We start from the raw sequence: 21,315 nt of genomic DNA, 5'->3' as shown, positions 1-21,315 counted from the left end.
CTACCAGCCCGTGCACGCCCTCGCAGAGGCGAGCAGCCGAACTGCATGGCGGCGCGCGAGTGTACGACCTGCAACACTTTTCATCCGCGCCCCGGCACGCAAGGTTCCGCGGCCTATCTATGCTCCATGAAAATGCCCTGGCGGCGCCCACAGGAAGATGCCATGAACGACAACAACGAGACGCGCGCACCTTCGATGGAAGAACCCTCCCAGTCGGCCCCGCCCAGCGGCACGGCGGCGCGCTGGAAGCTCATCGGCCCGGGCATCGTGGTCGCGGTCACCGGTGTCGGCGCCGGCGACCTGGTGGCGACCCTGATCGCCGGCTCGCGCTTCGGCTACGCCCTGCTCTGGGCCGCGGTGGTGGGCTGCATCGTCAAGATCGCCCTCGCGGAGGGCGCGGCGCGCTATCACCTGGCCACCGGCTCGACCATTCTCGAAGGCTGGCGCTCGCTGGGTAAATGGACGTACTGGTACTTCGGTATCTACATCGTGATCTGGGGCTTCGTTTACGGCGGCACGGCGATGAGCGCCACGGCGCTACCGCTGGCCGCGCTGTTCCCCGACGTGATGCCGTTCTGGATGTGGGGCGCCCTGTCGGGAATCGCCGGCGCGGTGTTCGTGCTGTTCAACCGCTACAGCGCCTTCGAGACCGTCATGAAGCTGTTCATCGGCATCATGTTCGTGGTGGTGGTCGGCCTCGCCATTCTGGTCATGCCCAACCTCGGCCAGGCAGTCACCGGCCTGGTGCCGACCATTCCCGAAGGCTCGGCGATCTACACGCTGGGCCTTATCGGCGGCGTCGGTGGCACCATCACCATGGCCTCCTACGGCTATTGGGTGCAGGCCAAGGGTTGGCGCACCCCGGCGTGGATGGGCATGATGCGCCTGGACAACCGTGTGGCCTACATCGCCACCGGCATCTTCGTGATTTCGATGCTGATCGTCGGCGCCGAACTGCTCTATACCGCCCAGGTCACCCTGGCAGGTGGCGACCGTGGCCTGCTCGACCTCGATGAAATCCTGCGCGAGCGCTTCGGCAGCGTGGTCTCCACCCTGTTCCTGATCGGCTTCGCGGCGACCACGTTTTCCTCGATCCTCGGTGTCTGGCACGGCGTGTCGCTATTGTTCGCCGACTTCGTGCGCCAGGTGCAGGGCGGCGAGCAGGCCAAGGGCGCGCGGCAGGACCTGGAAAAAACCCCGGCCTTTCGCTTCTACGTGCTCTGGCTGACCTTTCCACCCATGCTGCTGCTCACCCTGGGCCGGCCATTCGGCCTGGTGATCGCCTATGGCGCCTTCGGTGCGTTCTTCATGCCGTTCCTGGCGCTCACGCTGATCTGGCTGCTCAACTCGAAACGGGTGCCGGCAGAGTGGCGCTCGGGCTGGTTGTCTAACGGTCTGCTGGGGATCGCCGCTGCGCTTTTCGTGGTGCTCTGCCTGAACGAGCTGGCCCGGCTGATCGGCTAGGCCCACCCCACCCCCCGCGGCGCTCGCCGCGGGCGGCGACTGCCCCTATACTGGCGCCGCCCGCGCTGCGCACCGGCCGCCCAGCCACGCCTGGGCGGCACCGCATCGGCCCGCACGCCGCACACATCCTCTCGTTTTTTCCGCTATTGAACCGGAGAACTCCATGCTCAAGCGCACCCTGTCGCTGGTCGCCGGCCTTGCCCTGTCCGCCGCCGCCCTCACCGCCCATGCCGCCGAAACCCTGCGCGTCTCGGCGATTCCCGATGAAGCCCCCACCGAGCTTCTGCGCAAGTTCAAGCCGTTGGGCGCCTACCTGGAGCAGCAACTGGGCATGAAGGTCGAGTTCGTACCGGTGGCCGACTACCCGGCCGTGGTCGAGGCCCTGGCCACCGATCGCCTGGACATGGCCTGGCTGGGCGGCTTCACCTTCGTGCAGGTGAACCTGAAGACCGGTAACGCGCTGCCCCTGGTGCAGCGTGAGCAGGACGCGGCCTTCACCAGCACCTTCATCAGCGCCGACCCCCAGGTCAAATCACTCAAGGACCTGAAGGGCAAGACCTTCGCCTTCGGCTCGATTTCCTCCACCTCCGGCAGCCTGATGCCGCGCTACTTCATGCTGCAGGACGGCATCAAGCCGGAGAGCTACTTCAGCCGCGTCGCCTACTCCGGCGCCCACGACGCCACCGCTGCCTGGGTGCAGGCCGGCAAGGTCGACGCGGGCGTGCTGAACTCCAGCGTGTGGGACAAGCTGGTCAAGAGCGGCAAGGTCGACACCAGCAAGGTCAAGGTCTTCGCCACCACGCCGACCTACTTCGACTACAACTGGACGGTGCGCGGCACCCTCGACCCGGCGCTGGCCGAGAAGATCAAGCAGGCGTTCCTGGCCCTCGACCCGGCCAACCCGGAACACAAGGCGATTCTCGACCTGCAGGCGGCCAGCCGCTTCATCGAGACCAAGCCCGAGAACTACAAGGGCATCGAAGAGGCTGCCCGCGCTGCCGACCTGCTGAAATGAGCCTGCGCCTGGCCACCGTCGGGCTCAGGCACGGCAATGGCGTGCAGGCGCTGCAAGGCATCGACCTGAGCATCGAGCAGGGTGAGCGGGTGGCGATCATCGGCCCGTCCGGCGCCGGCAAGTCAAGCCTGCTCAACCTGCTGGCCACCGCCCTGGCGCCCAGCGAGGGCGAGCTGCAGGTGCTCGGCGAGCGCCCGTGGCAGCTCTCCAGCCGCCAGCGCCAACGCCTGCGCACGCGCATCGCCCTGATCCACCAGGCGCCGCCTTTGCCCCCGCGCCAGCGGGTGGTCACCGCGGTGCTGGCCGGGCGCCTGGGCCAGTGGGGCCTGGCCAGAAGCCTGCTCAACCTGCTGCACCCACTGGACATTCCCGGCGCCCGAGCGCAGCTGGACAAGCTCGACCTGGGCGACAAGCTGTTCGCCCGCTGCGGCCAGCTCTCCGGCGGCCAGCTGCAGCGCGTCGGTATCGCCCGCGCCCTGTACCAGGCACCGCAACTGCTGCTCGCCGACGAGCCGGTCGCGGCCATGGACCCGCGCCTGGCCGATCACACCCTGTCGCTGCTGGTCGGCCATGCCGGAGCCGGCGGGGTGACCCTGGTCGCCAGCCTGCACACGGTGGAACTGGCCCTGGGGCATTTTCCGCGCATCGTCGGGGTGCGTGACGGGCGCATCGCCTTCGACCTGCCGGCCAGTGAAGTCGACCCTCAGCGCCTGAAAGCGCTGTACGCCAACGAACAGCTGAGCACCGCCCGCGTTGCCGAGCCTGCGCCGGGGGCCTGGGCGCCGCGATGCTGAAACGCGATCAGCGCGACCCCGCTGCCCTGCCGCGCCTGGCGTTCGCGCTGCTGGCCATCGCCCTGCTGTGGCCGGGCATGCACCTGGCCGAACTGGACCTGGGCGTGCTGCTGCACCCGGACAGCGCCGGGTCCATGGGCGGCTTTCTCAAGGATTTCTGGCCGCCGGCCCATGACCGCGACTTCCTCGGCCTGCTGCTGGACGCCACCCTGCAGACCCTGGCCATCGCCACTGCCGGCATGGCCCTGGCGCTGCTGCTGGCGGTGCCGGCGAGCCTGTTGGCCAGCCGCGCGCTGTCGCTCTCGGCGGCCTCACGCGGCGGCCAGCCGGGTGCCCTGGGCCGCTGGCTGCGCTGGCCGGTGCGCGGCGTGCTGATCGTGCTGCGCAGCGTGCCGGAGATCGTCTGGGCGCTGCTGTTCGTGCGCGCCGTGGGCCTGGGGCCGACCGCCGGGGTGCTGGCCATCGCCATCACTTACGCGGGCATGCTCGGCAAGGTCTACGCGGAGATCTTCGAGTCGGTGGACCAGCGCCCGGTGCACGCCCTGTTGCAGAGCGGCAGCGGGCGCCTGGCCGCCTTCGCCTATGGCGTGCTGCCGGCCGCCGCCGCGGAGCTGACCTCCTATACGGTGTACCGCTGGGAATGTGCGGTGCGCGCCTCGGTGGTGATGGGCTTCGTCGGCGCCGGTGGCCTGGGCCAGCAGATCGACCTGTCGATGCGCATGTTCGCCGGTGCCGAAGTGGCCAGCATGCTGCTGACCTTTCTGCTGCTGGTGTTGCTGGCCGACCAGCTCAGCCGCCTGCTGCGCGCGAGGTTCACATGAGGCGCCTGGGCAACCTGCTGCTGGTGCTGGGCATCGCCGCGGCGGTGGTCGGCTCCTTCGTCTATCTCGGCCTGGACCTGGCCGGCCTGTTCGGCGCCGACAGCCTCGGGCAGATGGGCAGCTATGCCGCGCGCTTTCTCAGCCCCGACTTCAGCGCCAGCCACCTGCAGGCCACCGCCCGTGGCGCCCTGGAAACCCTGGCCATGTCGGCCGTGGGTACCTTGCTCGCCGCCGTGCTCGGTCTGCTGCTGGCGCTGCCGGCGGCCGGTCGCCTGGGTACCCTCGCCCAGGCCGCCACACGGCTGCTGCTCAATGCCCTGCGCGCCATTCCCGAGCTGGTGTGGGCGGTGCTGATGGTGCTGGCTGCCGGCCTGGGCCCCAATGCCGGCACCCTGGCGCTGGCCCTGCATACCGCTGGCGTGCTCGGCCGGCTGTTCGCCGAAGCCCTGGAGAACACCCCGCCGCAGCCGGCGGACGCCATTCGCCTGCAGGGCGGCGGCGCCTGGGCCGCGTTCTGCTACGGCACCCTGCCGGCACTATGGCCGCAGTTGCTGGCCTACAGCCTGTACCGCTGGGAGAACAACATCCGCATGGCGGCGATCATGGGCTTCGTCGGTGCCGGCGGCCTGGGGCAGATGCTCTACGTCAGCCTGAGCCTGTTCCAGGAAGCCCAGGCCGCCACGGTGATCCTCGCCATGTTGCTGCTGGTGCTGGCGGTGGATGCCTTCAGTGGCTGGACGCGGCAGCGCTGGGTGCGCAATTAATCCGGGAGCGCCACGGCCACGCCCGTGGTCAGATTTCCTCTGCAGCCCTGATTCCGAGACCCGTCCATGCCCGTACCCCGCATTGGCTTCGCCTGCCAGTACCGCCACCCTGACCGCAGCCTGCCAGCCGGCGAGCTGAAGATCATCGAGGCGGCCTTCAACCCGCGCACCACCACCCTGCGCTGGATGGACAGCGTGGCACCCGCCGTGGCCCACGACAAGCTCGCGGAAATCGTCGAGCACAACCTGCTGGCCCAGTTGCGCCTGCTCGCCTACGTGGTCACCCTGCCCGAGCCGCTGCAGATGCTGCGCCTGAGCAGTGATCTGCTGCCGTTCTACAGCCACCCCAAGGTCGCCGCCTTCTACCAGCAAGCGCAGATGCAGCAGCGCCTGATCGAGGGGTTCGCGGCGATTGGCGAGGTGGCGCGCGCCGCCAACATCCGTCTGTCCATGCACCCGGGCCAGTACTGCGTGCTGGGTTCGGATCGCCCCGACGTGGTGGAGAACAGCCTCGCCGAGTTCGAGTACCACGCCGACATGATCCGCATGATGGGCTACGGGCGGACCTTTCAGGACTTCAAGTGCAACCTGCATATCGCCGGCAAGCTGGGTGGCGACGGCATTCGCGCGGTGTGGCCGCGGCTGTCCCATGAGGCGCGCCAGTGCATCACCTTCGAGAACGACGAGAAGACCTACGGCGTGGACGCCTGCCTGGCCCTGGCCGATCTCGCCCCCGTGGTGCTCGACGTGCACCACTGCTGGATCCACGAGGACGACTACATCGACCCGCACAGCGAGCGCGTGGCGCGGATCATCGACAGCTGGCGCGGCGTACGCCCGACCATGCACCTCTCGCAACCCCAGGAACGCCTGCAGGAGCTGGGCCTGAGTGCCGGGCAGAAGCTGGAAATGCCCGAGGTGCTGAAGGTCGCGCCCAAGCGCGAGCTGTACGGCCACAGCGCGCGGATGTGGAACCACTGGACCAACGAGTACGTGCTGCAGTTTCTCGATCGCTTCGACATCATGTTCGAGTCCAAGGACAAGAACGTGGCGACCGTGGAGTTCTACGAGCGTTACCTGAAAAGCGCCTAGCTTGCCGATGCCGCTTGCTTGGCCTGGGATCATGCGCCGCCGGCGTGTTGCTCCCAGCCGCCACCCAGTGCGCGGTACAGGCCGACCAGCGCCAGGGAGGTGGCCTGGCGGCTGTCCAGCAGCTCTTCCTCGTTGCTCAGCAGGGCCTGCTGCACGCTCAGCACGTTGAGGTAATCCACCGTGCCCTGCTGGTATTGCAACTCGGCGTTGGCCAGTGCCACGCGGCTTTGCTCGACCGCTTCCTGCAGCCGCTCATGGCGACGTTGCTGGGCCTGGTAGGCGGCCATGGCGTCGTCCACTTCATGCCAGGCGCCGAGCACGGTGCGCTGGTAGGCGATGGCCGCTTCCTGCTGCTGCGCCTCGCGCAACTGCAGGGTGCCGCGCCGGCGCCCGCCATCGAACAGCGGCACGCTGATCGCCGGGCCGATGGCGAAGCGGTGGGCGGACCAGCCGTCCAGGTCGCTGAGCTGCAACGCCTGCAGGCCGAGATCGCCGGACAGGGTGATGCGCGGGTAGAAGTCCGCCTCGGCCACGCCGATGCTGGCGGTGGCCGCATGCAGCTGGGCCTCGGCCTGGCGGATGTCCGGGCGGCGGCTGGCCAGCTCGCTGGGCAGGCCCACCGGCACGCGTAGCGGCCCCCTGGGAATCTCGGCCGGCTCGCCCAACTCCGCCTGCAGGCTGCCGGGTGGCTGGCCGAGCAACAGCGCCAGGGCGTTGCCCAGCCGCCGTTCACGCAGGCGCAGCGGCTCCAGGCGCGCCTCCAGGAACGCCACCCGGGAGGCCGCCTCGGCCACTTCCAGGTGGGTGGCCACGCCGTCGTCCAGGCGGGTCTGGTTGAGGGTCAGGCTGCGCTGGGCGATCTGCAGGTTCTGCTCGGTGATCAGCCGCAGTTGCTGGGCGCCGCGCAGCTGGATGTAGCCGCTGGCGGTTTCCGCCAGCACCGACAGTGCCACGCCGTCACGCAGGGCCTGGCTGCCGGCGAGCTGCGCATCGGCAGCCTCCACTTGCCGGCGCACGCGCCCCCACAGGTCCAGCTCCCAGCTGGCGCCCAGGCCGGCCTGCCAGAGGCTGTAGTCATTCTTGCCGGCATTGCCGGACGGGTCGTTGAGGCCCACTTCGCTGTTGCGGGCGCGACTGTAGCCGGCCTGGCCATCCAGGCTCGGCACCTGGGCGGCGCCGCTGCTCAGGCGCACGGCGCGGCTTTGCTGGACGCGGCTGGCGGCCAGTTGCAGGTCGACGTTGCCGGCCACGGCGCGCTGCAGCAAGGCCGTGAGCTGCGCATCGGCAAAGCTGTCCCACCAGCGTGCCTGCACGCTGGCCGCCTCGGGCTGGCTGCGTACCGGGCTTTGCTGCAGGGCCCAGGCGTCCGGCAGGTGGGCATCGGGGCTACGGAAATCCGGGCCCAGGGTGCAGGCACTCAGGGCGACGCTCAGGCCGAGCAGCGTCAGTCGATGAAATCGCTGCATGTCAGTGCGCTTGCGCCAGTTGGCGGTCATCGAGTTGGTGGGTGTCGATGCTGGCCTCCACCGACATGCCGACGCGCAGGTAACCCACCACGGGCTGGTCGGCATCGAGCACGATCTTCACCGGGATGCGCTGCACCACTTTGGTGAAGTTGCCGGTGGCGTTGTCCGGCGCCACGGCGGCGAAGGTCACGCCGGTGGCCGGCGCCAGGCTCTCGACGTGGCCGTGCAGTTGCAGGTCCGGGTAGCTGTCGACGCGGATGCTCACCGGCTGGCCAGGGCGCACGCGGTTGAGCTGGGTTTCCTGGAAGTTGGCGACCACGAAGGCCTGCTCCAGCGGCACCACCGCCAGCAGCGGGTTGCCGGGGCTGACGTAGGCACCGACGCGCAGGGCGCGGCGGCCGACCATGCCGTCCATGGGCGCGCGCAATTCGGTGTACGACAGATCCAGCTCGGCACGCTGCAATTCGGCCGCGGCCCGCTCGACCGCGGCAGCGGCGGCATCGCGCTGGGCGACGAGGATCGCCGTCTGCTGCCGGGTGGCGGCCAGCGCCGCCTGGTTCTGCTGCTGGCGCGCCAGGGCGGTATCGAAACGGCTCTGCGCCTGCTGGGCATTCTGCAGGGTGCCGGCACCCTGCCCGGCCAGGTGCTTGTAGCGCTGCAGTTCGTGCTCGGCGAAGCGCACTTCGGCCTGGTCGGCCTTGACCGTGGCGGCAGCTTGGTCGATCACCGACTGCTGGCGCTGCACGCTGGCCTCGGCATTCACCCGCTGCGCCTCGGCGCTGGCCACGCCGGCCTTGGCCACGTCCAGCGCGGCGCGGTAGTCGCGGTCGTCGATGCGCGCCAGCAGTTGGCCGGCCTTGACGCGCTGGTTGTCCTCGACCAGCACCTCGCTGACGAAGCCGGCGATCTTCGGCGCCACCAGGGTGAAGTCGGCGCTGATGAAGGCGTCGTTGGTGCTTTGCTGGTAGTGCTCGGCGAACAGCAGTTGCCAGGCGCCCCAGACCAGCAGGCCGGCAACGGCCAGGCCGATCAGCAGAGCGGGTTTGCGCAGGGTATTCATGGTGATGTCCATCGGTTCAGTGGGCGGTACGCGGCGGGTAGATGCGCGTGGGCACGAAGGGAATGATCAGGATCAGGGCGAAGGCGACCAGCGCCACGCACAGGTAGAGGTCGGCGTAGGTCAGCACCAGGGCCTGCTGGTGCAGGCGGCTGGCCAGGTGACTCGCGGCACCGTCGGGCAGCAGCGGCTGGTTGCCGAGGCGGTCGACCAGGTTGTTGGAATGCAGGTGCAGGCGCGCGGTGGTCAGCAGGTCGAGTACCGCGGTGGCCACCACGGCGGCCAGGCCCTTGACGGTGTTGAACCAGGCCGAGGCGAACGGCCCCTGGATCGGCTGGATGCTGCCGGTGGAGAGCATCAGCAGTGGCAGTACCGACATCGGCTGGCCGAAGATCTGCAGCAGCTGGATCAGCAGAAAATCATCGCGAATCCACGCCGAGGTCAGCTGCGAGCCGAGCACGCAGGCCAGCCCCATCATCCCCAGCCCGGCGGCCAGCACGTAGCGGCAATCCACCCGGCGCAGGTTGCACAGCGCGGCCACCAGGGGCAGTGCCAATAGCTGCGGCACGGCTACCCAGAGCAGCATCGGCGCGGTTTGCAGTGGCCGGTAGCCTTGCACCTGGGCCAGGTAGGACGACGGAATCAGGCTTGCAGCCAACAGCACCAGCAACACCCCGGCCAGGGTGAACAGCGCGAAGGCGAGGTTGCGCGCCTTGAGCAGCTGCAGCTTGAAGAACGGCAGGGGGTGGCGCCATTCGTTGAGCAGGAACAGCACCAGCAACAGGCTGCCACCGCCGAGCAGGCTGACGATCAGCGGCGAGTGCAACCAGTTCAGGCGCTCGCCCTGCAGCAGGCCGATGACCAGCAGGTTGATCGCCGGCAGGCCGAGCAGCAGGCCGCGCCAGTTGAACTGGGCGAAGCGCTCCAGGCGCAACGGGTCCTGGGGCAGGCCCCAGGCCACCGCGGCCATGGCCAGCAGGCTGCCGGGGATGATCTGCCAGAACGCCCACTGCCAGCCGGCGTACTCCACCCAGAAAGCAGCCAGGGGCGTGCCCATGCCGGGGCCGAAGGTCGCCGTCAGCGCATAGGCGGCCAGGCCGTAGAGCTTGATGTTGGCTGGCAGGAAGCGCAGCGCCACGCTCATCAGCATCGGCGGCAGTGCCCCGCCGGCCAGCCCCTGCAGGGCGCGCAGCAGCATCAGCACGCGCTCGTTGGGCGCCAGCGGCGACAGCAGGCCGAGCAGCATGAAGGCGCCGATGGCGCACAGGGTGAAGCGGCGAATCGACAGGGTTACCGCGAACCAGGGGGCGAAGGCCATGGCACTGACCGAGGCGGCCATGTACAGCGCCAGCAGCCAGCTGCCTTCGTCATGGCCGATGCCCATGGCGCCGCGGATGTCGACCAGGGCGATCTTGGTGACGTTCTCGTTGAAACCCGACACCAGCACGGCCAGCAGCACGCCGAGCAGGCCGACGACGATGCGCAGCCCGAAGGGGCTCGCCTGCATCGGTGCGGCGTGTGGCGCAGGGGGCACGGGAAGGGGCAAAGGCGCGAGCGCAGGTGCATTCATGACGATGCGCAGCCGCCCGCCTGGCAAGTGCAGAGCATGCAGAAATATCCGGTAACGTGTTTAGCCCGGCAGTCTAGGGAAAACGACCATTACCGAAAATTGCAATGTTTCTAATCAATGATTGCGCCTGGCGCAGCTATCAGACGCCGAGTGCATTTTCTTCGCAGCAACGCTTGATCAGGCCGCGCAGCCAGCGATGGGCCGGGTCGTTGTCGAAGCGCGGGTGCCAGGACTGGTGGACCCGCACCGGCGACAGCGGCAAGGGGATCTCGAAGCTGCGCAAGGCCAGGCCCAGCTGGTTGCACACGGCGACCACCGGGTTGGGCATCGGCAGGATCAGGTCCGAATCGCGCAGCGCCAGCACGGCGGAAAAGAAGCTCGGCGACACCGTGACCACCCGGCGCGCCAGGCCCTGCTGCTCGAGCACCTGGTCGATCGGCCCGCGGGCCAGGCCACGGCGCGACACGCTGATCTGGTCGAAGGCGGCGAACCGTTCGGCGTTGATCATCTCGTCGAAGATCGGGTGGTCGGCCCGCGCCAGGCCCACGAAGCGGCTCATGAACAGACCCTGGTGCTTGATCTCCGGCGGCAGCTGCAGGGAGGCGCCAATGGCCAGGTCGATGCGCCCGCCGCGCATGGCGTCGTCGTCGCCGTCGATTTCCGGCACGAAGCGCAGCATCACCCTGGGCGCCTGCTCGCGGATCAGCTCCACCAGCCGGCCGCCGTAACAGACCATGAAGATGTCGTTGGTGCGGATGTTGAACGCCCGGTCGAGGCTGGCCAGCTCGACGTCCTGGGAGCGGAACACGCTACTGGCCTGCTCGACCAGATCGCGCACCTGCTCGCGCAGCTCCAGGGCCCGTGGCGTCGGCACCAGGCCACGGCCGGCACGCACCAGAATCGGGTCGCCCACCGCCTCGCGGATGCGCGTCAGGGTGCGGCTCATGGCCGGGGGGCTGAGGTGCATGCGCCGGGCGGCGCCGACCACGCTGCCCTCCTCCAGCAACACGTCGAGGGCGACCAGCAGATTCAGATCCGGCAATTGCATCGCGGGCACGCCTCCAGCACCGACCAGTGCACAAGGCGCAAGTCTAGGGCTATTGCGCTGCAGGTAAAAGCCCTCCAGCAAATCACCCACGAACGAAAAAGGCCCTGCAGTGCAGGGCCTTGGTGTGCAGCGTGACGCTTACTTCTTGCCGAGCTTCCTGAGCTCTTCGTCACGCAGCTCGCGGCGCAGGATCTTGCCGACGTTGGTGGTCGGCAGGCTCTCGCGGAACTCGACCTGCTTGGGCCGCTTGTAGCCGGTGAGGTTGTCGTGCATGTGCTGCATGACCTGTTCCTTGGTCAGGGTCATGCCCGGCTTGACCACCACGAACACCTTGATCGACTCGCCCGAGCGCTCGTCCGGTACGCCGATGGCAGCGCACTGCAGGACGCCCGGCAGGGTCACCAGCACGTCCTCCAGCTCGTTCGGGTAGACGTTGAAGCCGGACACCAGAATCATGTCCTTCTTGCGGTCGACGATGCGGATGTAGCCGTCAGGCTGGATGATGCCGATGTCGCCGGTCTTGAACCAGCCGTTGGCATCGATCACTTCGTCGGTGGCTTCCTGGCGTTGCCAATAGCCCTTCATCACCTGCGGGCCCTTGATGCACAGCTCGCCGGTTTCACCCAAGGCCAGGTCGTTGCCCTGGTCATCGATGACCTTGAACCGGGTCGAGGGCGCGGGAATGCCGATGGTGCCCATCTGGATGTTGGTGATGGGGTTCACCGAGGCGACCGGGCTGGTTTCGGTCAACCCGTAACCTTCGCAGATCGGGCAGCCGGTGACCTGCTTCCAGCGCTCGGCGGCGGCCTGCTGCAGCGCCATGCCGCCGGACAGGGTGACCTTGAGCCTGGAGAAGTCGAGCTTCTGGAACCCTTCGTTGTTGCTCAGCGCCACGAACAGGGTATTGAGGCCGACGAAGCCGCTGAACCGGAACCTGGACAGGTCCTTGACCATGGTCGGCAGGTCGCGCGGGTTGGTGATCAGCAGGTTGTGGTTACCGCAATGCATCATCGCCATGCAGTGAAAGGTGAAGGCGTAGATGTGGTACAGCGGCAGCGGCGCCACGATGATTTCGCTGCCCTCGCCCAGGTTCGAGCCCATCAGCTCGCGGCACTGCAGCATGTTGGCGATCAGGTTGCGGTGGGTGAGCATCGCGCCCTTGGCCACCCCGGTGGTGCCGCCGGTGTACTGCAGCACGGCCACGTCCTGGGAGCCGGGGCTGGCTTCGCTGACCGCCTTGCCACGGCCCTGGCTCAGGGCGTCGGTGAACTTGACCGCGCCCGGCAGGTTGTAGGCCGGCACCATCTTCTTCACGTACTTGACCACGGCATTGACCAGCAGGCGCTTGAGCGGCGGCAGCATGTCGCCGACCTCGGTGACGATCACCGTCTTGACGCCGGTCTTGGGCACCACCTGCTCGGCCAGGTGCGCCATGTTGGCCAGGCACAGCAGCGCCTTGGCGCCGGAGTCGTTGAACTGGTGTTCCATTTCCCGCGCGGTGTACAGCGGGTTGGTGTTGACCACCACTAGGCCGGCGCGCATGGCGCCGAATACCGCCACCGGGTATTGCAGAACGTTGGGCAGTTGCACGGCGATGCGGTCGCCTGGCTTGAGATCGGTGTGTTGCTGCAGGTACGCCGCGAAGTGACCGGACAGCTCGTACAGCTGGCCGTAAGTGATCGTCTTGCCCAGATTGGTAAACGCGGGCTTGTCGGCAAAACGCTGGCAGGACTGCTTCAGCACCGCCTGAACGTTGGGGTACTGGTCGGGATCGATCTCGGCCGCGACCCCCTCGGGATATTTGTCCGTCCAGAAGTTTTCGGTCATGGACACCCACTCCTAAGCAACAGCTTGTCGTCACCGCCAAGGCGGTTGTTTGTTGTATGTATGCCTGGCTGTTCGCCCCTGAGGAGCGCAAAGCGGGCCGAGATTAGCAGAGTTGCCGGATACCGACCAGAGCACGAAAAGGCCGGCCGGTATCGGAAATGACCACATTGAAAATATTGGTCACGCGTTTTTTTTCGAGGCGCTCCGGTGCACAGCACTCGTCGGGCGCCAGGCAACGCCCATGATAGACGCCTGCGCGCTTTCCTGCAGGGCGGGATTGGCAGTTGGCGAGCGGGACGCCAGATGAGTGTTTAGGCCGCAGCCTGGGTCGAGCGCAGCGACACCCGGGGCCGGCCCGGGTGTCGTTGGGGGAGGCTAGGCGTTGTCGCGCAGCTCGCGGCGCAGGATCTTGCCTACGTTGGTCATCGGCAGCGACTCCCTGAACACGATCTGCCGCGGCACCTTGTAGCCGGTGAAGTTCTCCTTGCAGTAGGCCTTGAGCTCTTCGGCGGTCAGGCTGTCGTCGCGCTTGACCACGAACAGCTTCACCGCTTCGCCGGATTTCTCGTCCGGCACGCCGATGGCCGCGCAGCTGGCCACCTTGCTGTGGGCCATCACCACGTCCTCGATCTCGTTGGGGTACACGTTGAAGCCGGAGACGATGATCATGTCCTTCTTGCGGTCGACGATGCGCACGAAGCCGTCCTCGTCGATCACCGCGATATCGCCGGACTTGAACCAGCCCTCGTCGTCCAACACCTCGGCGGTGGCCTCCGGGCGATTCCAGTAGCCCTTCATCACCTGCGGCCCCTTGATGCACAGCTCGCCACGCTCACCCAGGGGCAGCTCGTTGCCGTCATCATCGATGATCTTGAACCCCGTGCCCGGCACCGGAATGCCGACGGTGCCCAGGCGCGCCAGGTCGCCGCTGGGGTTGGCACTGGCGATCGGCGAGGTTTCGGTGAGGCCATAGCCTTCCACTACCGCGCAGCCGGTCAAGCGCTGCCAGCGCTCGGCGGTAGCCTTGACCAGCGCCGTGCCACCGGAGTTGGTGACCTTTAGATGGCTGAAGTCGAGCTTGTCGAAATCCGGGTGATCCATCAGCGCCACGAACAGGGTGTTGAGCCCCAGCAGCGCGGAGAACTTCCATTTACCCAGTTCCTTGACGAAACCGGGGATATCCCTCGGGTTGGTGATCAGCACGTTGTGGTTGCCGTTGACCATCATGCACATGCAATTCATGGTGAAGGCATAGATGTGGTACAGCGGCAGCGGCGCGATCATCACCTCCTGGCCGGGCTTCATCAGCGGCGTGCCGTCGGGGCCGTGCTGCAGCATGCAGGCATTGGCCTGCAGCATGTTGGCGATCAGGTTGGCGTGGGTGAGCATGGTGCCCTTGGCCACCCCGGTGGTGCCGCCGGTGTACTGCAGCACGGCGATATCGCCTTGTGCCGCACTGACCGGTCGCAGGCCGAGCCGCGCGCCATCGGCCAGCACCTGCTTGAACGACAGCGCCTGGGGCAGATGGTAGGCGGGCACCATCTTCTTGACCTTCTTGACCACCGTATTGACCAGCCAGCCCTTGAGGGTGGGCAACAGATCGCCCATGCGCGCTTCGATCAGGTACTCGATCTGGCTGTCGGGCAGCACCTCCTGCACCAGCTTGCCGAACATGTTCAGGTACACCAGGGCACGCACGCCGGCGTCCTTGAACTGGTGGCGCATCTCGCGGGCGGTATACAGCGGGTTGGTGTTGACCACGATCAGCCCGGCGCGCATCGCCCCGAACACGGCAATCGGGTACTGCAGCACGTTGGGCATCTGCACGGCGATGCGGTCACCGGGCTTGAGGTCGGTGCGCTGCTGCAGGTAGGCGGCGAAGGCGGCGGACAGCCTGTCCAGTTCGCCGTAGGTCAGCGTCTTGCCCAGATTGCTGAACGCGGGGCGGTCGGCAAAGGTCTTGCAGGAGCGTTCGAACACCTCGACCACCGACTGGTAGGCGTCCATGTCGATGTCGTTGGCCACGCCGGGGGCGCGTTTGTCGTTCCAGAAATCGGGCTGCATTGTTGTTATCCCTTGTTTTCCGAAGGTGCGTGAGGTCACCGGACGAAGTTAGCAGCCGGCCAGGGCCTGGCAAAGCCACAATCAATACCGTGAATTTCAGCACCTGCAGGGTCTACAATGCCCTGCACCAGCAGGAAGGGACCTCGCCATGCAGCACCGCAGCTTCTGGCTCGACGGCAGTGATGGCGTAGCGCTGTTCGTCAACCACTGGCACGCCCAGGGCGAGCCCAGAGCGGTCGTCATGCTCGCCCACGGCATGGCCGAGCACAGTGGCCGCTACGCACGTCTTGGCGCGGCGCTGGTCGCCGCCGGCTTCGAGCTCTACGCACTCGACCACCGCGGCCACGGGCAGACCGCCCAGCATGGCCTGCTCGGCCATTTCGCCGACGCGAACGGCTGGGATCACGTGGTCGGCGACCTCTCCACGCTCAACCATCACATTCGCCACCAGCGGCCGCAGGCGCCAGTCATCCTGCTCGGCCACAGCATGGGCAGCTTCATCGCCACCGCCTACCTGATGCACCACAGCAGCAGTGTGCAGGGCGCCATTCTCAGCGGCTCCAACCATGGCAAGCTGGGCACCTATCGGGCGGCGGCGCTGGTCGCCCGCTTCGAGCGCTGGCGCCAGGGTGCGACCGGGCGCAGTGCGCTGCTCCACTGGCTGTCGTTCGGTTCTTTCAACCAGGCCTTTGCGCCTGCGCGCACGCCGTTCGACTGGCTCAGCCGTGACAACGGCGAAGTCGATCGTTACATTGCCGACCCCCTGTGCGGTTTTCGCTGCACCAACGGGCTGTGGCTCGACCTGCTGGATGGCCTGCAGCGCATCACCCCGCGCGCGTCGCTGAAACAGATCGCCCCGCAGTTGCCGATCCTGATCATCGGCGGCGACCATGATCCGCTCAGCCAGGGCCACGGCCTGCAACGCCTGGCCGATGCCTTGAGGCGAGCAGGCCACAGCCGTACCTCATTGAAACGCTATTCACAGGCCCGCCACGAACTGCTCAACGAAACGAACCGTGACGAGGTCACCCGCGACCTGATCGACTGGCTGGAACAGACGCTCTCGCAGCCCCAGCAGCGACCTTCACCTCCTCAGGAACCCACCCTATGACGCAAAGCAGCAATACCCCCTACGAAGCCCTCGAAGTCGGCCAGACCGCCAGCTACAGCAAGGCCGTGGAAGAGCGCGACATCCTGCTGTTCGCCGCGGTGTCCGGCGACCACAACCCGGTGCACCTGGACGCCGAATACGCGGCCACCACCATGTTCAAGGAGCGCATCGCCCACGGCATGTTCAGCGGCGCGCTGATCAGCGCCGCCGTGGCCTGCACCCTGCCCGGCCCGGGCACCATCTACGTGGGCCAGCAGATGAGCTTCCAGAAGCCGGTCAAACTCGGCGACACCCTGACCGTACGCCTGGAAATCCTCGAGAAGCTGCCGAAATTCCGCGTGCGCATCGCCACCCGTGTGTTCAACCAGCACGACGAGCTGGTGGTCGACGGCGAAGCTGAAATCATCGCGCCACGCAAGGCCGTTACCGTCGAGCTGGCGACCCTGCCGCCGATCAGCATCGGTTAATGCATTGCGCGCAGGCTCGGGCCTGCGCCTCCCTCCTCTGACCCTTTCTGGAACTCACCATGCCACTGTCCATGCATTCCATCTCGATCCCGGTGTTCACTCGCCAGCTGACCAACCTGTCGACCATCCTCGGCCTCGCTGCGGCCAACGCCGAAGCCCGCAAGATCGAGCAGAGCGTGCTGCTCGCCTCGCGCCTGGCGCCGGACATGTTCCCGCTCAGCCGCCAGGTGCAGATCGCCTGTGACACCGTCAAGGCCGGTGCAGCCCTGCTGGCCGGCGTCGAGGCGCCGAGCCATGCCGATGACGAAACCAGCTTCGCCGAGCTGCAGGCACGTATCGCCAAGACCCTGGAATTCGTGCAGGGCATCAGCGCCGCCCAGCTCGACGGCAGCGAAGACCGCACCGTGACGCTCAAGCGCCGTGACAAGGAAACCCACTTCCAGGGCCAGGCCTTCCTGCTCGATCACGTGCTGCCCAACCTGTACTTCCACATCACCACCACCTACGCCATCCTGCGCCACAACGGCGTGGAACTGGGTAAGCGCGACTTTCTAGGCACCCGCTGAGGGCTCTCGCAGTATTCAGTGAACCGTGTGAAGCCACTGCTACAAGGCGCAAGTGGCCTGTCGTAGGGTGGACGACGCCCCATCCGTCCACCGCTCTGCGATCGCAATGTGGATGAAAAGAGCGTCATCCACCCTACATCTAGCGAACGGCTGTACCCTCCAATTAGCAGGCAAAAGCGTATCGAGGCGCCCAGTGACCTCTTGGTGCATGCCCGTCGGCATCGCACCAAGACAGGTCAAATCTGTTCATTTCACACAACCATAATCCCCATAAAAAGCCGAAAAACCTCGTTTCATTGTGCACATCGCACAACCCGCACTGTACGTGCTGCCAAACCGATCAGTTGGCACGTCGCCTGCTATAGCCATGGCTTCCCTCATCCTGTGGAGCCAGGCCATGACCCACCCCACCACCGACAGCGACTACCCCTTGAGCGAAGTGCCGGCCGGCGCCCGCAAGGGGCTGTTCTCCACCTCGATCATGCTGTTCTCCTTCACCTTCTTCACCGCCACCATGTTCGCCGGCGGCAAGATCGGCATGGCCTTCGACTTCACCACGCTGATCTGGGCGGCGATCATCGGCAACCTGCTGCTCGGCGCCTACGCTGCCGTGCTGGGCCTGATCGCCTGCCGCAGCGGCCTCAACTCGGTGCTGATGGGCCGCTTCTGCTTTGGCGAGGCCGGCAGCAAGCTCTCCGACGTGCTGCTCGGTTTCACCCAGATCGGCTGGTACGCCTGGGGCACCGCCACGGTGGCCATCGTGCTGGTGAAGATTCTCGGCCTGCCGCAAGGCCTGACCATCCCGCTGATGGTGCTGTTCGGCTTCGCCTTCTGCATCACCGCGTTCATCGGCTACAAGGGCCTGGATATCCTCTCGCGGATTTCCGTGCCGGCGATGCTCGCCCTGCTGCTCTGCTCGCTGTGGATCGCCACCGACGACATCGGTGGCCTGAGCGCGCTGATGGCCATCGAGCCGACCCAGAGCATGACCCTGAGCGTGGCCATCACCATGGTCTTCGGCACCTTCGTCAGCGGCGCCACCCAGGCCACCAACTGGACGCGCTTCGCCCGCACCGGGCGTATCGCGGTGATCGCCAGCATGGTCGGCTTCTTCCTGGGCAACGGCCTGATGATCGTCGCCGGTGCCTATGGCGCCATCGTCTACCAGCAGCCGGACGTCGTCGAAGTGCTGGTGCTGCAAGGCCTGTCCATGGCGGCTGTGGTGATGCTGTTCCTCAACCTGTGGACCACCCAGGACAACACCATCTACAACTTCGCCGCCGCCGGCTGCAACCTGCTGCGCACCGGCCGGCGCAAGACGGTGACCGTGGTCGGCGCCGGCATCGGCACGCTGCTCGCCATCGGCGGCATGTACGAGCTGCTGATCCCCTTCCTGATCCTGCTCGGCTCGATCATCCCGCCGATTGGCGGAGTGATCATGGCCGACTATTTCTACGGTCATAAGAGCCGCTACCCGCTGCTCGCCGAAGCCCGCATCCCGGCCTTCAACTGGGTCGGCCTCGGCGCCTACGGCGTCGGCGCGCTGTGCGCCTACTTCTCGCCCTGGATCGCGCCGCTGGTGGGCATCGCCGTCGCTGCCGTGGTGTACATCGCCCTGTTCGAGACGAAGAAAGTCTTCGCCGCACGTGGCGTGGTCGCCCGCGCATGAGCCTGAGCGTCGCCGACGTACTGACCCTGCCCGGCCTGCAGGCGCTGCGCCTGCGCGCCGGCCAGGCGGCCCGGGGCAACCCGGTGCGCTGGCCCTACGTGGCCGAGAACGCGGACATCGCCGACTGGGTGATGGGCGGCGAGCTGGTGTTCGTCACCGGCATCAACCATCCGCGTGATGAAGCCAACCTGCTGCTTCTGGTGCGCCAGGCGGTCGAACGGGCCACCGCCGGGCTGGTGATCCTCACCGGCGCAGAGTACATCCAGGCGATTCCGGCCAGCGTGATCGCCGAAGCCGAACGCCTGGGCCTGCCGCTATTGGAACAGCCCTACGGGTTGAAGATGGTGGTGGTCACCCAGGCCATCGGTACGGCACTGGTACACCAGCAGGTGCTCGGCAGCTCGCGCCAGCACGTGCTGGAGCAACTGCTGGAAGGCGACTACCAGTCCATCGATATCCTGCTGCAGCGCGCTGCCAGCCTCGATCTGCCGCTGAACGTGCCGCGCCAGGTCGCCCTGCTGCGCCTGCAGAACAGCGAGCAACTGTTCGACGGCGAGGCGGCCGCCAACGGCGAACGCCTGCTGCGCGACGCCCGCCAGTGCCTGCAGCAGCGCCTCGAGCAGTGCCTGCAGGCACTGGGTGACGCCCTGCCACTGATCGGCCAGGGCGAGCATTGGATCGCCCTGCTGCCCTGCACGAACAATCACGACGAACAACGCAATCGCACGCTGCTGAGCGAACTGCTCGGCGCGCTGGACGCGCGCCTGCAGCCGCAACGCACGGTGCTCGGCCTCAGCACCGGCGGCCACCCGCCCCAGCGCTTCGCCCTCGCCCTCGGCCAGGCCCGCCAGGCCCTGGTCGCCGCCCAGGCCTTTCCCGAGCGGCTGGGCTCGTGCAGCTTCAACGAACTGGGGGCGATCGAATTGCTCGCCGCGATCCGCGACCGCAGCCTGCTCGAGCGCTTCGTCGAGCGCACCCTGGGCCCGCTGATCGGCGATGATTCACGCCACGAGCCGGTGCTGATGCCGACCCTGGAAGCCTGGTTCTTCGAGAACGCCAACCTCGCCCTGGCCGCGCAACGCCTGGGCGTACACCGCAACACCCTGAGCTACCGTGTACAACGTATCGAAGCGCTGACCGGCTGCTCGTTCGATGATCCTCACGACCGGCTGAACATCAGCATCGCCCTGCTGATCCGTCGCCTGTCGTCTCATAGCCTGCCAAGGAGTACCCCATGAACATCGTCAACGCCCGCCTGCGTGGCCGCGAAGGTCTTTTCCACATTGCCCTGGACGGCGCGCAGATTGCCGCCATCAGCGAGCAGCCGAGGGAGGTCAGCGCCGGCGCAGGTGATCTCGATGCCGCCAGCAACCTGGTGGTCGCGCCCTTCGTCGAGCCGCATATTCATCTGGACGCCACCCTGACCGCCGGCGAGCCGGCCTGGAACATGAGCGGCACGCTGTTCGAAGGCATCGAGCGCTGGGCCGAGCGCAAGGCGCTGGTCACCCATGAAGACACCAAGAGCCGCGCCAAGAAGACCATCGACATGCTGGTCGACCACGGCATCCAGCACGTGCGCACCCACGTCGACGTCACCGACCCGAGCCTGGCTGCCCTCAAGGCGATGCTCGAAGTGCGCGAGGAAACCCGCCACCTGATCGACCTGCAGATCGTCGCCTTTCCCCAGGAGGGCATCGAGTCTTATGCCAACGGCCGTGCGCTGATGGAGCAGGCGGTGGCGCTGGGCGCCGACGTGGTCGGCGGCATTCCGCATTTCGAGAATACCCGTGACCAGGGCGTCAGCTCGATCAAGTTCCTGATGGATCTGGCCGAGCGCACCGGCTGCCTAGTGGACGTGCACTGCGACGAGACCGACGACCCGCAGTCGCGCTTTCTCGAAGTGCTGGCCGAAGAAGCCCGGGTGCGCGGCATGGGCGCGCGGGTCACCGCCAGCCACACCGTGGCCATGGGCTCCTACGACAACGCCTACTGCTCCAAGCTGTTTCGCCTGCTGAAGATGAGCGGCATCAACTTCGTCTCCTGCCCCACCGAGAGCATCCACCTGCAGGGCCGCTTCGACAGCTACCCGAAACGCCGGGGCCTGACCCGCGTGGCGGAGATCGACCGCGCCGGCATGAACGTCTGCTTCGGCCAGGACTCCATCGTCGACCCCTGGTACCCGCTGGGCAACGGCAACATCCTGCGCATCCTCGAAGCCGGCCTGCATATCTGCCATATGCTCGGCTACGAAGACCTCAAGCGCAGCCTGGACCTGATCACCGACAACAGCGCCCGCACCCTGCACCTGGGTGAGCGCTACGGCATCGAAGTGGGTCGCCCGGCCAACCTGCTGATTCTCTCGGCGCCCGACGATTACGAGATGGTCCGCACCCAGGGCCATGCCCTGGTCTCGGTGCGCCACGGGGAAGTGCTGATGCGCCGCACGCCAGCGAGCGTGCAGCGCGGCTGATCAATCGCCGCCCGTAGCCCGGCGTTGCGCGCAGCGATACCCGGGCTACG

Annotated in this window: 18 protein-coding genes; 12 read left to right on the top strand and 6 right to left on the bottom strand. The window is 67.0% G+C overall.

What is annotated here, in order from left to right; genetic code table 11:
- The first annotated feature begins 162 nt into the window (after positions 1-162).
- The 6 genes from K8U54_RS19850 to K8U54_RS19825 all read left to right on the top strand — a co-directional run bounded on the left by K8U54_RS19850 (position 163) and on the right by K8U54_RS19825 (position 5,950).
- Positions 163-1,464, top strand: coding sequence for an Nramp family divalent metal transporter (locus tag K8U54_RS19850; protein ID WP_249907417.1), 1,302 nt, complete (start codon positions 163-165; stop codon positions 1,462-1,464).
- A gap of 163 nt (positions 1,465-1,627) precedes the next feature.
- Positions 1,628-2,479, top strand: coding sequence for a putative selenate ABC transporter substrate-binding protein (locus K8U54_RS19845; RefSeq protein ID WP_249907416.1), 852 nt, complete (start codon positions 1,628-1,630; stop codon positions 2,477-2,479).
- Positions 2,476-3,273: a phosphonate ABC transporter ATP-binding protein gene (locus tag K8U54_RS19840; RefSeq protein WP_249907415.1), complete on the top strand. Its 798-nt coding sequence runs from the start codon at positions 2,476-2,478 to the stop codon at positions 3,271-3,273. The genes K8U54_RS19845 and K8U54_RS19840 overlap by 4 nt, the downstream gene beginning before the upstream one ends.
- Positions 3,267-4,094, top strand: coding sequence for a PhnE/PtxC family ABC transporter permease (locus tag K8U54_RS19835; protein ID WP_249907414.1), 828 nt, complete (start codon positions 3,267-3,269; stop codon positions 4,092-4,094). Before K8U54_RS19840 ends, K8U54_RS19835 begins: the two co-directional genes overlap by 7 nt.
- Positions 4,091-4,858 carry a phosphonate ABC transporter, permease protein PhnE gene (gene phnE / locus K8U54_RS19830; RefSeq protein ID WP_249907413.1) on the top strand — a complete coding sequence of 256 codons (768 nt, stop codon included), beginning with the start codon at positions 4,091-4,093 and terminating at the stop codon, positions 4,856-4,858. The genes K8U54_RS19835 and phnE overlap by 4 nt, the downstream gene beginning before the upstream one ends.
- Before the next feature lie 66 nt (positions 4,859-4,924).
- Positions 4,925-5,950: a UV damage endonuclease UvsE gene (locus K8U54_RS19825; RefSeq protein ID WP_249907412.1), complete on the top strand. Its 1,026-nt coding sequence runs from the start codon at positions 4,925-4,927 to the stop codon at positions 5,948-5,950.
- Positions 5,951-5,979: 29 nt separating this feature from the next.
- Here K8U54_RS19825 and K8U54_RS19820 read toward each other — a convergent pair whose 3' ends face one another.
- The 6 genes from K8U54_RS19820 to fadD2 all read right to left on the bottom strand — a co-directional run bounded on the left by K8U54_RS19820 (position 5,980) and on the right by fadD2 (position 14,982).
- Positions 5,980-7,416 carry an efflux transporter outer membrane subunit gene (locus K8U54_RS19820; protein ID WP_249907411.1) on the bottom strand — a complete coding sequence of 479 codons (1,437 nt, stop codon included), beginning with the start codon at positions 7,414-7,416 and terminating at the stop codon, positions 5,980-5,982.
- Position 7,417: 1 nt separating this feature from the next.
- Complete coding sequence (locus K8U54_RS19815) at positions 7,418-8,476, bottom strand: HlyD family secretion protein (protein WP_249907410.1); 1,059 nt, start codon at positions 8,474-8,476, stop codon at positions 7,418-7,420.
- A gap of 16 nt (positions 8,477-8,492) precedes the next feature.
- Positions 8,493-9,980, bottom strand: a complete 1,488-nt coding sequence (locus K8U54_RS19810) for an MFS transporter (protein WP_249907409.1) — start codon at positions 9,978-9,980, stop codon at positions 8,493-8,495.
- A gap of 202 nt (positions 9,981-10,182) precedes the next feature.
- Positions 10,183-11,091, bottom strand: coding sequence for a LysR family transcriptional regulator (locus K8U54_RS19805; RefSeq protein ID WP_249907408.1), 909 nt, complete (start codon positions 11,089-11,091; stop codon positions 10,183-10,185).
- 138 nt (positions 11,092-11,229) lie between these two features.
- Positions 11,230-12,918: a long-chain-fatty-acid--CoA ligase FadD1 gene (fadD1, locus tag K8U54_RS19800; RefSeq protein ID WP_249907407.1), complete on the bottom strand. Its 1,689-nt coding sequence runs from the start codon at positions 12,916-12,918 to the stop codon at positions 11,230-11,232.
- Positions 12,919-13,293: 375 nt separating this feature from the next.
- On the bottom strand, positions 13,294-14,982 hold the full coding sequence (gene fadD2 / locus K8U54_RS19795; protein ID WP_249907406.1) for a long-chain-fatty-acid--CoA ligase FadD2: 1,689 nt from the start codon (positions 14,980-14,982) through the stop codon (positions 13,294-13,296).
- Between the two features lie 148 nt (positions 14,983-15,130).
- Between fadD2 and K8U54_RS19790 the strand changes: the two genes are divergently transcribed.
- The 6 genes from K8U54_RS19790 to codA all read left to right on the top strand — a co-directional run bounded on the left by K8U54_RS19790 (position 15,131) and on the right by codA (position 21,265).
- Positions 15,131-16,093, top strand: coding sequence for an alpha/beta hydrolase (locus K8U54_RS19790; RefSeq protein WP_249907405.1), 963 nt, complete (start codon positions 15,131-15,133; stop codon positions 16,091-16,093).
- Positions 16,090-16,560 (top strand): MaoC family dehydratase, encoded by a 471-nt coding sequence (locus tag K8U54_RS19785; protein WP_249907404.1) that lies wholly within the window; start codon positions 16,090-16,092, stop codon positions 16,558-16,560. Before K8U54_RS19790 ends, K8U54_RS19785 begins: the two co-directional genes overlap by 4 nt.
- 59 nt (positions 16,561-16,619) lie before the next feature.
- On the top strand, positions 16,620-17,126 hold the full coding sequence (locus K8U54_RS19780) for a DUF1993 domain-containing protein (protein WP_249907403.1): 507 nt from the start codon (positions 16,620-16,622) through the stop codon (positions 17,124-17,126).
- 397 nt (positions 17,127-17,523) lie between these two features.
- Positions 17,524-18,795, top strand: a complete 1,272-nt coding sequence (codB, locus tag K8U54_RS19775) for a cytosine permease (protein ID WP_249907402.1) — start codon at positions 17,524-17,526, stop codon at positions 18,793-18,795.
- Complete coding sequence (locus tag K8U54_RS19770; RefSeq protein ID WP_249907401.1) at positions 18,792-20,033, top strand: PucR family transcriptional regulator; 1,242 nt, start codon at positions 18,792-18,794, stop codon at positions 20,031-20,033. Before codB ends, K8U54_RS19770 begins: the two co-directional genes overlap by 4 nt.
- Entirely contained in the window at positions 20,030-21,265 is a 1,236-nt protein-coding gene (codA, locus tag K8U54_RS19765; RefSeq protein WP_249907400.1) for a cytosine deaminase, read from the top strand. Before K8U54_RS19770 ends, codA begins: the two co-directional genes overlap by 4 nt.
- Positions 21,266-21,315 lie beyond the last annotated feature (50 nt).

Source organism: Pseudomonas fulva, from assembly GCF_023517795.1.
GTDB classification, from domain to species: Bacteria; Pseudomonadota; Gammaproteobacteria; order Pseudomonadales; family Pseudomonadaceae; genus Aquipseudomonas; species Aquipseudomonas fulva_D.
The sequence above is the reverse complement of the archived record's forward strand: the minus strand, read 5'-3'. Positions and strand labels throughout refer to the sequence as shown.